This window comes from Bradyrhizobium sp. P2_E8, from assembly GCF_056403875.1.
On sequence record NZ_JBFUES010000293.1, the window covers coordinates 1 to 9,587 of the forward strand.

Here is a 9,587-nt window from a genome sequence, read left to right on the forward strand (position 1 = left end):
GAGCATGGCATTCAGCCCTACGGCCTAGAAGCGCTATCGGTGTTGCGTATTGAAAAGGGGCATGTGACTCACAACGAGATCAACGGTACCGTTGTGCCGGCCGACCTCGGGTTTGGCAAGATGGCGTCGGCCACGAAGGCGGATTTCATCGGCAAAGCGATGTTGTCCCGCGAAGGACTGACGGCACCTGACCGGCCGCGGCTCGTCGGTGTGGTAGCGCTCGATCCGAAGACTGGTTTCCGCACCGGCTCACACATCCTCGCCAAGGACGCGGAGGCCTCGCTAGAAAACGACCAAGGCTATGTCACTTCGAGCTGTTACTCGCCGCACGTTGGCGCCACAATTGGTCTCGCGCTCGTCAAGTGCGGGCCCGAGCGGCATGGCGAAGAAGTGGTGATCTGGAATGGCTTGTGCAACGAATTCACACCAGGTCGCCTATGCAGTCCCGTCTTTGTCGATCCGACAAACGAGAAACTCCATGTGTGATCTGCGTCTCACTCGACGCTCGGTTCTCGCTGGAAGAGAACCGATCGAAGCCGATAAGATCAGCCTGAAGGCGCTACCGGAAGGCCATGTGATTCATGTCCTCGCTAAGTCCGGCGCCGATCTTGCGGCCCACTTTGCGAAACTATCTCGCAACTCGCCATCTGTTCGTTATGTTTCACCAGGCCAATGGTTCATCGTGGGGGATGCGCAGCTGACGCATCAGGAAACGGCGGCTTTACTCAATGGATTCGCGCCGGACGCTGCCGGCATCGACCAGAGCCACGGACGCGTACGAATCCTGATCAGCGGGCCGACAGTCGAGCATGTACTCGCGAAGGGTACGGGCATAGATCTGGCGCTATCCGCCTTTCCCGTCGACTGTTCGGCGACGACGCTTATCGGCCACATCGCTGCACTTGTGACGCGCGTCGCGGACCACGCTTTCGAACTCATCGTACTGCGTGGCTTCGCCGAAAGTCTGTGGGACGATCTGGTCCGCATGAGCGCAGAGGCGAGCAGATCAAGCTAGATTGAACCGTTCCTTTTTGGCGCTAAATTTAGGCGCCTTATCATACTCATGGAGCCCGAGACGTTGGCCAAGACACTTGTTTTTCACGATGTCGCGAAGCCACCCGGTGTCGTCAAGGATCAAAGCTAATAGGACCATCCTACGCGTTGGACGGAAGCAACTGAGTCGAAGAAGTTGAATCCCGAGCGAGGCAGCGACGGCGGGTCCTCAGCGCGGTTGCATTTCAGCTCTCTGCCCCTGCTCTCAGTCTGACTTATTTTGTCTGTCTCATCTGCGCTGACGAGGAGCTTCACTCGCGCTAGTGGCCTGTAGGATGGCGGCCTCGCTCATGTGCTAGAACATCTGTTTTGCAATAAATCACCGTGACGTTCGGCCCCAAGGGCATCACAACCGCGAACTCTAATGCGACCGCGAGATTTCATTTTACAGCAACTTTTTTTCTTGACACGAAAATGCACTGACTGCTAAAGACGAGATCGACGATCGATTGGATGTATGGCCTCTCGGTTCTCCGCAGTGATCCCTCAAGCTCGATAGCTTGGGATCAGGCGTTTCCTCCCATGACTTGCCTGGGACTCACTAGAGTCCCAGGCTTTTCTCTGCGTGGAAGCACCGAAGGCCTTGCGTGTCACAGTAACGATCGAAAGGCAGGGATGACTGACACGATTTTCATTAGCGGTCTTCTTCTGCATGCGCGACACGGTGTGATGGACCATGAATCCAAGGTCGGCCAACGCTTTACTATCGATTTAACTCTTCTCCTCGATCTACCCGACGCTTCGCGTAGCGACCAACGCTCCGATATCGTTTCCCATTCTGATGTGGTAGGGGTCACAATCGCGGCATTCAAAAGCACCAACTACAAACTCGTCGAGTGCGCCGCTGGCGCCGTCGCGGACACGATCCTGTCAGCATTCCCCCGAGTTCACACGGTGAGCGTTACGATCCATAAGCCGCACGCGCCAATAGCCGCCATTTTCGCCGATGTTGGCGTGTTGCTAACCCGATCCAGACATCCGTCAATCCCAGCTCCCTGATTGCAGGACCTAACAGCGGCGTGATTATACATGCACCGCATCGTTCAACTGTAAGCGTCGTTCTCAGGCCACGGCTTTGAGGGCTTGATCGCGGTAGGCCCAGGGCAGTAGCAGGTCGATGTCTCGGTTTGGATGTCCGTTGACGATCCTGGTCAGGACGTCGGTGAGGTAGGCGAGCGGATCGACGTCGTTGATCTTGCAGGTCTCGACCAGGGACGCGACGACGGCCCAATGCTCGGCGCCGCCGTCGGATCCTGCAAATAGTGCATTCTTACGGCAAAGTTTGATACCGCGGATCGAGCTTGGCGCGCAACCAGGCCTCGAAGGCGTCGGCCAGAGGCCGGCTCTTCTGCTGCCGCACGAGGCGACGTTCCTCGGCGCTGCAGCCGCGGATCTCCTTCTCGATCGCATAGAATGCGGCGATGTGCTTGAGCGCCTCGCTCGCGATCGGAGCGGGGCCGGCTGTCGCGAGTTCGTAGAAGTTGCGCCGCATGTGCACCCAGCAGAAGGCGAGCTCCACCTCGCCACGTTCGGCAAGCTTTGGGTAGGCATTGTAGCCATCGACCTGCAGGACGCCCTTGAAGCCGGCGAGATGGCTGAACAGCCGCTCGGCTTTGCGGTCGGGTGCATAGACGTAGGCGATGCCGGGCGGATCGAGGCCGCCCCAGGGCCTGTCGTCGGCGGCATAAGCCCAGAGCTGGCCGGTCTTGGCGCGCCCTCGACCGGGATCGAGCACCGGCACCGTCGTCTCGTCGGCGAACAGCTTGGATCTCGCGCGAAGCACAGTGAGAAGGCGCTCATGCAGCGGGCGCAGATGGAAGGCGGCATGCCCAACCCAGTCCGCCAGTGTCGATCGATCGAGAGCGATGCCCTGGCGGGCATAGATCTGGGTCTGCCGGTACAGCGGCAGGTGATCGGCATATTTGGACACCAGAACCTGGGCGACGGTTGCCTCCGTCGGCAGGCCGCCCTCGATCAGCCGGGCCGGAGCCTCGGCCTGCAGGACGCCATCTTCGCAGGCTCGACAGGCGTATTTGGGACGTCGGGTGACGACAACGCGGAACTGCGCCGGCACCATGTCCAGCCGCTCGCTCTTGTCTTCGCCGATCTGGTGCAGGTCGCCCTTGCAGCAGGGACAGGTTTTGGCGTCGAGGTCGACCACGACCTCGATCCGCGGCAGATGCGCCGGTAGTGCTCCGCGATTGACGCGGCGCTTGCGCGCCCGTTCGGTGCGACCTTCCGGAGCTGTCTCGTCCTGGCTGGCTTCCGTACAGGCTGCGACCTGTTGGACGTCCTCGAGGCCCAGCAGCATCTGCTCTTCCGGAAGCGACTCTGCCTTCCGGCCAAAGCGATGACGCTGCAGCTCCTTGATGATCTGGCGCAGCCGCTCGCTCTCATGCCGCTCGGCAAGCAGCATCGCCTTCAGCGTCTCTGGATCATCAGGAAGATTATCGCTCACAGGCAAATCACAGCATATTCGCGCCCGCCTGACGACGTGCTCGATGCCCCCTGATTCACTTCGCCGCAGCGCGGGCCACAATTATCCAGCTTGCGTCGGGACGATCGTTTCCCGTGCCGCGTGGACACGCCGCCAATCAAGCCCTTCGATCAGCGCCGAGAATTCCGCCGCCGACAAACGCATCACGCCATCCTCGATCTTCGGCCAGCGGAAGACGCCTTCCTCGAGCCGCTTGGCGAACAGGCACAAGCCCGTACCATCCCAGAAGATCAGCTTGATCCGGTCTGCCCGCTTGGCACGGAACACATAAACAGCACCCGAGAACGGATCGGCTTTCATGTGCTCGCGTACCAACATGGCAAGCCCCTCCATTCCCTTGCGGAAGTCGACCGGCTTGGTTGCCACCATCACCCGGACATTGCCGGACGGGCCGATCATCGGCTTGCCTTCAGCGCATGGACGATGGCCGCAATCAGCGCCACGTCCGCGCCTCGGCCGACCCGGATAGTGACGCCTTTGGCTTCGATCTCGATGCCCCCGACACCAGGCTTGGCCTTACGTCGCGCTGTCTTGCGCTCACGGCTAACAGCCGCGGCCGGTACCATGGCCTCTACCACCGCCGGTACAAACGGCGGATCGTCAGCCATCGACGTCGGCAACCGGCGTGCTTGCCGACGCCAGGTGAACACTTGTTGTGGGGCAAGCCCGTGTCGCCGGGCAACATCGGAAACGACGGCGCCTGGTACCAGCGTCTCCTCGACGATCCGCGCCTTGTCGTCCTTGGAGAACCAACGACGGCGTCCCGTCTCCGTGATCACTTCCAGCCGGCGCGCCGTCGCGTCCGACTTAAGCGTATGGTCAAGCATAGACACAAGCCGATCCCTTCAAAGAGATCGTGAAACTCACCTATCCAATGCGCCGCGAGAAGGTGGGAGCAGAACGACGCTTACGTTCAACTGTACGTCGGCCAACTTGCGGTCGCGTCGGATCGAGAGGCTTTGCATGTCGAACAATGCTGCTGAACGTGAGCTACGAGCGGTCGCCATCGGGCGAAAAACTTGGACCTTCGCCGGGTCCGATGAGGGCGGTCGGCGCGCGGCTGCCATCTACAGCCTCATCGCCACCGCCAAGCTCAATGACATCGACCCGCAGGCTTGGCTCGCCGACGTACTGGCGCGCCTACCGGATCACCCCGCCAAGCGCATCCACGAACTCATGCCCTGGAATTGGCGACCTCAGAACGTCGCTCAGGCCGCATAAGCGCGGTCAGCCATCCGTTCAAGATGACCTAACCAGGGCCGTCACCGGACGCGTACATAAGGACGATCCCTACTCGCTGGAGAAATGTTGCGAGCTCGCCCACCGGAACGACGCCAACCTGACCTTCGAGACTCGCTCGGGGCGCGGCGCAATAGGCGCGCTAGTTGAAACAGTCATCGATGATCTGAACAAACCAAGAGACGTGATTGCGACAGTGGCGGACGAACACCGAAACAGAGGTCGTCACCTTCCTAATCAGCAAATTCGGGCGACGAACCGTCCGCCATAGATGCAATTGTTCGCCTTCTCGAAAGAGGTAAAGCCGACCGCACGATACGACCGGGTATCGATCCGGAGCAACTATGGATTTCCATCGTTTCGATCGTTGTGTCTTATTTCTCAAACGCGTTCACGCTAGCACATTGCTTGATAGGGACCTTCTTACTGACGCCCGAGTGACCGAACGCAGGTAGCAGATCAGGGATCTTGTTCTTTTGTCACTTAGACCTTAGTGCCACAATTGTTAGCACTATCTACGTGCAAGACTCCGACTGGACTTCATAGAGCCTCTTTCGAAGGCTGCCGGGTGTACACCCCAGTTCTCTTCGCATCCATAGCGAGAGGTGCGATTGGTGGGCAAAACCAACCTCCAGTGCGACCTGGCTTGGCCGTAGATTGTGGTGCAAGAGAAGAAACCGGGCCCGCTCCACTCTCTTCCGCAAAACATACCGGTGCACGGTCAGACCGCTCGCCGCTTTGAACCACGCCCTCAGATGCGAGCTACTGACGCCTGCTTCACGGCTCAATACCTCAACAGTGAGAGGATGATCCAAGTGCTCCTCGATATAGGTAGTGACCCTCCTGAACTGTTGAGAGGAAAGACGACCAGGCTTTGCAGGTTCAAGAGCAGTCATCCCAAGTAATTCAATTGCGAGAGCAGTACCAATGCTCTCCGCGTACAAGATTTCGCTCGGGCTATCGGACAGCAATTCGGTCCCAACGGCTTGAGCCAAATGCAATATTCTCGCGTTCCGCAACATATGGCGCATTTCCAGCTTGAAATTACCACCGTGGTACCCAGTCTCAGCAGCGGCTCGGTCCAGTACATCGGGCGAGAGAAGGATCTCCAGGGATTCATACGGAGTCTCTGCATCAAACCCTCCCGTCGCTCCCGAAGGAATGAGGTCGATGTGACCAATTTCACGCAGAGCAGCGTAGCCAGTCTCGCGACAAACCGTCCGAGTTGATGGGCTTAAATGCAAGACAATCCGGTGGGCGTCGACGGCATGCAATACGTTGGCGCTGGACAGACGGCGCGAGGCCGCCAGCCCGGCGACCGATGGCGAGCGCGCAAATCCGATCTTTTTAAGCATTTGGGATCATCCAATTCTTGGCAGAACGTGTTCAATATTTGGCGGATCCTGCTCGAATTTCAACCGCTCCGAATACAAAATGGGTGTGTTTCTTCGAAAACAGAATGAGGTCTAAAATGAGCACTTACGTTGTCGTGGGAGCCGGCCCGGTCGGGCAGGAAACGGCTCGCCTCCTGGCTGAGCAAGGACATGACGTCCTCATGACCAGCAGGAATGCCGGTTCGATCAACGCAGGTAAAGTGCGAACCATTTCAGCCGACGCCAGCGACGCGCGTCAGTTGACGGCAATTAGTAAAGGCGCAGAAGTTATCTTCATGTGCGCCATGGCCGCCTATCACAGATGGCCCACTGATTTCTTTCCGATTATAGACGGCACCGTCAAAGCAGCCGAAGCGGTTGGCGCTAAGATCGTTGTTCTTGGTAACGTCTATGGTTATGGCGCGAACGCACCGAGCCCACTCACTGCGGATCTTGCATTGGATCCGACTTCAAGGAAGGGCACAGTGAGAAACATAATGTGGCAGCGCGCGCTCCGGTCGAGCGTTCCTACGGTCGAGATCCGAGCTAGCGACTATCTTGGCCAAGGAGCGATTACATACTTCTCTTTGCTCGCATTGCCTTCACTTCTCAAGCGGGAGCCTGTCTCCTTCTTGGGCGACCTAGACGCGGTTCACGCCTGGTCATTCACCAAGGACACCGCCAAGACACTCGTAGCGGCAGCGCGATACAAGGGTGACTGGGGGCGGGCGTTTCTTGTCCCAAGCCAGAATGCTTCGATCCGAGAGCTGGTGGAGAAATTTGCCAAGGCCCTCAAGATTGATACTCCAGAGCTTCGACAGCTCTCCGCGGCCTCGCTAGACGGCATCGGCTTCAGTGAAGCCGTAGAGATGGCTTACCTTTTCGAGAAGCCGCTCCTTTTGGATTCAAAGGACTCCGAGCATCTACTCGGAGTGCAGGCGAGCAGTCTCGAAGTCATGGTCCAGGCGACTCTCCCACCGAGCTAGGTCGCCAATATTTTGTAAGCGCACGGCGCGCGTTGCTGCTCCAAGGGCGGCAATGCGTGTCCCGCAACAATAGCTCAAACAATGAACGGGCAGAGATGTTCGGACCTGAACGCGAACCGCAATGGGCGACATAATCCGATTCGAAATGAACCCTGCACAAGAGGAGGGTATCAAGCATGTATCGCCGAAATCCCAGGCTTTGTTTGAATTCGAGCGGCGCTCCATCCAGGAGATGTTGGAGGCCATCGCTCGGCTCGAGCAGCTACTTCGGCAGCTCGAGGTCTGGATCGAGGAGCGAGGTGTGACCACGCCAGCGCTGGAGAAACAGATAGAGGAAATACGCGCTTACGTATTGAAAGCCCGACAAATGACATTTCGTGCCACATCATCTTTTATCAACACCGATATTGATCTTCGCTAGGTTTCGCTCCACGGGGCGGCTGAACGCGACAATCGCTTTCGTGAATGTCGTAGAATACGAAACCTTCAGGGGAAGCCGCGCTCCGCCATCGAAGTAAGCTTGGCAGAAAGGGGCGAAGCTGAGCGCGTCGTTCCTTTCGCCAGCCATGGACCAACTGGATTGCTTTGCGTTATGGCTTGCGCTCTGAGACCTGCTTAAGAGCCTGATTCCAAAGGTCATGTCCGTTGTGCATAGCGCCGGGATCAGCCTGACGCAGCTTTATGGCGCCCGGCCCCTTGACAACTTCTTCAGTAATGACATGGCAGCTCCCGCCGCGCTCGCTTAAAAACCAAGTGTGATACGCCTTGATGTCAGGAGCGTCTCCGAACCAACCCAGCCGGCTATTGACGACAAACTCGTGCACCCGGCTGCTGACCTTTAATCCGAACGTCTGCCAATCGAATGTAGCGCCCTCAGTCAGGAGACCGGCGCTGGAGTTGACGACCTTGACATCTTTGGAGTTTGGATACCATTCGGGCCATTTCGCTGCATTCACGAGGTTGTACCAAAGCGCGGAGCATGGCGCCGATACGTCGATCTCATTATGCGCGAATAGATCGGCATCTGCCGGCGTAAATGCTTCTGGCCAGTGAATTTCGGAAGACCGCGCGGCCAGATCCCGATCCACTTGTGTGGGGGCGCTGGTCTCGGCCAGGATGGGACTCCCCCAAACGCCTAACATAAGGCTTGCACCAACCAGATTCGCGGTCGACGTACGATTTAATTTCAGTTTGACGGACATTGATGACTCCCCTCGGTATGTAGCATTGTCAGCGGGATCTCGATCAGGCGATCCGGYGGGTCCGTCCGTCATAGATAAAGATCTCGTCAATAACGACGGCGCAGTCGAGAACAAGATGTTTGGTCTTTCCGAACGCAAAAGTTGGTGATGAATGGACCGGATCGATACGTTGCGACTTTTTGTTCGAATCGCCGAGACTCAAAGCTTCTGGCGAGCCGCCGAAAGCCACGGTCTTTCTCGCGCCTCCGCAACGGAACGGATCGCGGGCCTCGAACAACAGCTCAAGGTTCGGCTCCTCAATCGCAGCAGGAGAAGCGTGTCCCTGACGCCCGAGGGGACCGAATTTCTCGAAGCATGTCGTCGCGTCATTGGGGAGCTCGACCAGGTTTCAGCTTCACTCGCGAAGCGCACTGAAGGTGCATCGGGACTGCTCCGCGTAAGCCTGAATATCGCTGTAGGGCGATGTATCATTATGCCGAGACTTGCCGAGTTCGCCGCGGCGCATCCCGACGTCCAGCTCGAGGTCCTGTTTACGGACAGCCGGGCCGAGTTCGTCATCGACAAGATCGACGTGGCAGTACGGATTGGAGGTCTGGAAGATCAGGATTTGGTCGTCAGACGACTTGGCACCACCTGCCGCGTCACAGTGGCCTCGCCGGCCTATTTGGCAAGGTTCGGGTATCCATCGTCGCCGGACGACATCACCAACCACCAGACCGTCGATTTCCTGCTGCCGCGCATGAACCAGCGGCTGGAGTGGGAATTCGGGTCGGGCGCCAAGAAGAGCGAAATGCACTTTTCGGGCAGGTTCGCTTTCAACGATGGTCTCTCCCGGGTTGAAGCCGCAGCTGCCGGCCTAGGCGTCGGCCAAACTCTCGAATTCGTGGCACGTCCTTTTCTGTCGGACGGGAGGCTGGTTCGGCTTTTCCCGCATCTTGAAAGCGAAGCGCCCCCAATATCGATCCTCTATGCACCTACCAACCGGCTGCCGGCGCGAACGAGAGCTTTCATCGAATTCGTGGCTTCAGTCGTGAAGGACGCGTGTGGCTAGCCACGCTAGCGGTAGACCTTCTTCATCGCATCCGGCGGATATCTCTCTCCGGCGGCCGAACCAGGTGGAACAAGACGATCGATAGCGGCGACTTCGACCTCGGAAAGATCAAGGTCCAGTGCGCGAAGATTGTCGTCGAGCCGTTTTACGCTTTTCGAGCCGGGTATTGCGACGACGTTCCTTCCC

General features: G+C 58.2%; 11 protein-coding genes and 3 pseudogenes. 8 read left to right on the forward strand and 6 right to left on the reverse strand.

The window, feature by feature from the left end; genetic code table 11:
- From AC1D00_RS17770 to folB, 3 genes are all read left to right on the forward strand, one after another.
- Positions 1-486, forward strand: a 486-nt coding sequence (locus AC1D00_RS17770; protein ID WP_477011549.1) for a glycine cleavage T C-terminal barrel domain-containing protein, incomplete at its 5' end; no start/stop codon positions are given.
- Entirely contained in the window at positions 479-1,015 is a 537-nt protein-coding gene (locus AC1D00_RS17775; RefSeq protein ID WP_477011550.1) for a sarcosine oxidase subunit gamma family protein, read from the forward strand. The genes AC1D00_RS17770 and AC1D00_RS17775, both read left to right, overlap by 8 nt.
- Positions 1,016-1,668: 653 nt before the next feature.
- Positions 1,669-2,052, forward strand: coding sequence for a dihydroneopterin aldolase (folB, locus tag AC1D00_RS17780; RefSeq protein ID WP_477011551.1), 384 nt, complete (start codon positions 1,669-1,671; stop codon positions 2,050-2,052).
- A 63-nt stretch (positions 2,053-2,115) separates the two neighbouring features.
- On the opposite strand, the pseudogene tnpC reads toward folB, so the two are convergent.
- The 3 genes and pseudogenes from tnpC to tnpA form a co-directional block, all read right to left on the reverse strand.
- Positions 2,116-3,469: pseudogene (gene tnpC / locus AC1D00_RS17785) on the reverse strand (IS66 family transposase).
- 123 nt (positions 3,470-3,592) lie between these two features.
- On the reverse strand, positions 3,593-3,949 hold the full coding sequence (gene tnpB, locus AC1D00_RS17790) for an IS66 family insertion sequence element accessory protein TnpB (RefSeq protein ID WP_438744130.1): 357 nt from the start codon (positions 3,947-3,949) through the stop codon (positions 3,593-3,595).
- Positions 3,946-4,377 (reverse strand): IS66-like element accessory protein TnpA, encoded by a 432-nt coding sequence (gene tnpA / locus AC1D00_RS17795; protein WP_438744132.1) that lies wholly within the window; start codon positions 4,375-4,377, stop codon positions 3,946-3,948. Before tnpA ends, tnpB begins: the two co-directional genes overlap by 4 nt.
- Positions 4,378-4,504: 127 nt before the next feature.
- Here tnpA and AC1D00_RS17800 point away from each other — a divergent pair.
- Together AC1D00_RS17800 and AC1D00_RS17805 are read left to right on the forward strand one after the other, a co-directional pair.
- Positions 4,505-4,771, forward strand: a pseudogene (locus tag AC1D00_RS17800) (transposase domain-containing protein); the annotation flags it as partial.
- A 285-nt stretch (positions 4,772-5,056) separates the two neighbouring features.
- On the forward strand, positions 5,057-5,230 hold the full coding sequence (locus tag AC1D00_RS17805) for a hypothetical protein (RefSeq protein ID WP_477011557.1): 174 nt from the start codon (positions 5,057-5,059) through the stop codon (positions 5,228-5,230).
- Between the two features lie 74 nt (positions 5,231-5,304).
- Here the strand turns inward: AC1D00_RS17805 and AC1D00_RS17810 are convergent, their stop codons facing one another.
- A complete protein-coding gene (locus tag AC1D00_RS17810; protein ID WP_477011552.1) occupies positions 5,305-6,144 on the reverse strand; it encodes a helix-turn-helix transcriptional regulator in 840 nt (279 codons plus the stop codon).
- A gap of 116 nt (positions 6,145-6,260) precedes the next feature.
- Here AC1D00_RS17810 and AC1D00_RS17815 point away from each other — a divergent pair, with 116 nt between their 5' ends.
- Complete coding sequence (locus AC1D00_RS17815; protein WP_477011553.1) at positions 6,261-7,148, forward strand: NAD-dependent epimerase/dehydratase family protein; 888 nt, start codon at positions 6,261-6,263, stop codon at positions 7,146-7,148.
- Positions 7,149-7,269: 121 nt separating this feature from the next.
- Complete coding sequence (locus AC1D00_RS17820) at positions 7,270-7,569, forward strand: hypothetical protein (protein WP_477011554.1); 300 nt, start codon at positions 7,270-7,272, stop codon at positions 7,567-7,569.
- Between the two features lie 169 nt (positions 7,570-7,738).
- Here AC1D00_RS17820 and AC1D00_RS17825 read toward each other — a convergent pair whose 3' ends face one another.
- Positions 7,739-8,350, reverse strand: coding sequence for an SRPBCC family protein (locus AC1D00_RS17825; RefSeq protein ID WP_477011555.1), 612 nt, complete (start codon positions 8,348-8,350; stop codon positions 7,739-7,741).
- 151 nt (positions 8,351-8,501) lie between these two features.
- On the opposite strand from AC1D00_RS17825, the gene AC1D00_RS17830 reads away from it, so the two are divergent.
- Positions 8,502-9,401: a LysR family transcriptional regulator gene (locus AC1D00_RS17830; protein ID WP_477011556.1), complete on the forward strand. Its 900-nt coding sequence runs from the start codon at positions 8,502-8,504 to the stop codon at positions 9,399-9,401.
- A 5-nt stretch (positions 9,402-9,406) separates the two neighbouring features.
- Here AC1D00_RS17830 and AC1D00_RS17835 read toward each other — a convergent pair.
- Positions 9,407-9,587 (reverse strand): annotated as a pseudogene (locus tag AC1D00_RS17835) (aldo/keto reductase); the annotation flags it as partial.

What these genes read in the sequence shown, in the direction of transcription:
- AC1D00_RS17820 (WP_477011554.1), top strand. Translation starts at nt 7,270, where the DNA reads ATGGGCGACATAATCCGATTCGAAATGAACCCTGCACAAGAGGAGGGT.
- tnpB (WP_438744130.1), bottom strand. Translation starts at nt 3,949, where the DNA reads ATGATCGGCCCGTCCGGCAATGTCCGGGTGATGGTGGCAACCAAGCCG.
- AC1D00_RS17830 (WP_477011556.1), top strand. Translation starts at nt 8,502, where the DNA reads ATGGACCGGATCGATACGTTGCGACTTTTTGTTCGAATCGCCGAGACT.
- folB (WP_477011551.1), top strand. Translation starts at nt 1,669, where the DNA reads ATGACTGACACGATTTTCATTAGCGGTCTTCTTCTGCATGCGCGACAC.
- tnpA (WP_438744132.1), bottom strand. Translation starts at nt 4,377, where the DNA reads ATGCTTGACCATACGCTTAAGTCGGACGCGACGGCGCGCCGGCTGGAA.
- AC1D00_RS17825 (WP_477011555.1), bottom strand. Translation starts at nt 8,350, where the DNA reads ATGTCCGTCAAACTGAAATTAAATCGTACGTCGACCGCGAATCTGGTT.
- AC1D00_RS17810 (WP_477011552.1), bottom strand. Translation starts at nt 6,144, where the DNA reads ATGCTTAAAAAGATCGGATTTGCGCGCTCGCCATCGGTCGCCGGGCTG.
- AC1D00_RS17815 (WP_477011553.1), top strand. Translation starts at nt 6,261, where the DNA reads ATGAGCACTTACGTTGTCGTGGGAGCCGGCCCGGTCGGGCAGGAAACG.
- AC1D00_RS17775 (WP_477011550.1), top strand. Translation starts at nt 479, where the DNA reads ATGTGTGATCTGCGTCTCACTCGACGCTCGGTTCTCGCTGGAAGAGAA.